The sequence below is a fragment of the Microcystis sp. M53602_WE12 genome (assembly GCF_030065455.1).
Taxonomy (GTDB): Bacteria; Cyanobacteriota; Cyanobacteriia; order Cyanobacteriales; family Microcystaceae; genus Microcystis; species Microcystis aeruginosa.
Genome location: NZ_JASJFB010000660.1, coordinates 1 through 1,439, shown reverse-complemented (window position 1 = coordinate 1,439; position 1,439 = coordinate 1). Strand labels below are relative to the sequence as shown.

2 protein-coding genes and 1 pseudogene are annotated in these 1,439 nt (G+C 39.5%); 1 reads left to right on the top strand and 2 read right to left on the bottom strand.

From position 1 onward, the window contains the following. Window positions 1-67: 67 nt before the first annotated feature. Entirely contained in the window at window positions 68-208 is a 141-nt protein-coding gene (locus tag PX482_RS20720) for a hypothetical protein (protein ID WP_288024535.1), read from the top strand. Here the strand turns inward: PX482_RS20720 and PX482_RS20715 are convergent. Continuing rightward, window positions 190-861 (bottom strand): annotated as a pseudogene (locus tag PX482_RS20715) (IS1380 family transposase); the annotation flags it as partial. The gene PX482_RS20720 and the pseudogene PX482_RS20715 sit on opposite strands and share 19 nt — an antisense overlap. 120 nt (window positions 862-981) lie before the next feature. Continuing rightward, complete coding sequence (locus tag PX482_RS20710; protein ID WP_502846452.1) at window positions 982-1,236, bottom strand: transposase; 255 nt, start codon at window positions 1,234-1,236, stop codon at window positions 982-984. Between the last annotated feature and the right edge of the window lie 203 nt (window positions 1,237-1,439).

The window sequence follows — 1,439 nt, the reverse complement described above, 5'->3', positions numbered from 1 at the left end:
GGTTCTTCGGTTTGTGTTATGCAATGGAGGGGGGTTATAAAGGATAAAACCCTTACACAGAAAGACATTGCTTCGATTTTGGCCAATTGTTTTCTATCTAGAACGAGCTAATCAATTGAGTCTCTTGCCCTATAAGGATTTAGTCGATTTATGCCCCCTGATCGAATCATACCAAGTAACGAAGAACCCTTTTTCTCCCGTGCGATGATATTGTAATCTTGCTTGATCCAGAAGATAACTAATTTTTTGTTTCAAGACTGCATTACTACTATAACCAAACACATATTTAACTTCACTGCGTTCGCAAACTTTCAAGATTTCAGGCAAGGAGAAGCCCGCATCTCCTCGTCAAATAATTCTCACTTCTGGCATCGCTTTTCTTAACCGCCAAAATAGCCATCTTAGTATCCCCGCTACCCCTTTACCTGGGTGAGAATTTCCCGCTCGAAGTTGTAGAACTAACGGGTAACCGCTCCCAGCTTCATTAATTAATACGGGAAAGTAAATATAGTGTCCATAATAACCATGAAATAAGCTTAGTTGCTGATGCCCATGAGTCAAAGCATCCCAGCCATCTATATCTAGCAATATTTCTTCTGGTTGTTGTGAATAACTTTTGAGGAATTGGTCAACAAAAAAGCGACGCATTCCTTTGATTTCTCTGTTTGTTACCTGATTCTCCCATCGACTCATCGTTGGCTGACTAGCTAATAATTCTTCTCCTAGAAGCGGAACTTTATCGCAAGCAATCTTAAAAATAGGATCATCCCGCAAATAGTTACTGTCGTTGCTATCTTCATAGCCCGATGCTATTTGATAGACTCGTTGACTAATTAACTGATGTAGAGAATGTTGGCTCTTCGTTACTTGTTATGGTTCGATAGGGGGGCATAAATCGACTAAATCCTTATCTGGCAAGAGACTTAATTGATTAGTTCGCTCTAGATAAAAAACAATTGACAAAAAACGCTAAATGCCTTTCTATATAAGGGTTCCATCCCTTATAACCCCCGTCCATTGCATAACACAAACCGAAGAGCCAGAATGTTTTACTTTACCCGGCTCTCGATTATCCTCCAAACAATCTGCTAATCCTTCACAAATTTTCAGTTGTTCTTCTGCTTGTCTAACCAGAAGTACCCCCGCATCTGAACTCAAATCAAGGCGAGAGAACTTGGCTTCTAAAGGTTTTTTGGTAAAGAAGTTTAGCGAAAGTTGAGAAGAAAACTCAGTCATGATCAACGAAAATTTTAACTCTTACTGTCCCTAACATTATAGAGTTTTTTGTCCCCTTTTTTCTGCTTTTTTAACCATTATTTTCTCTCCTGAAAGCCCAGTGACGGAGAGACAAAACAGACTGTTGTTGAGATCAAGTCGCTGTAACTTATATCTGGTAGTGGTTTCAGGGTTTTTTACCCTACTCTCATGAATAATGCAGG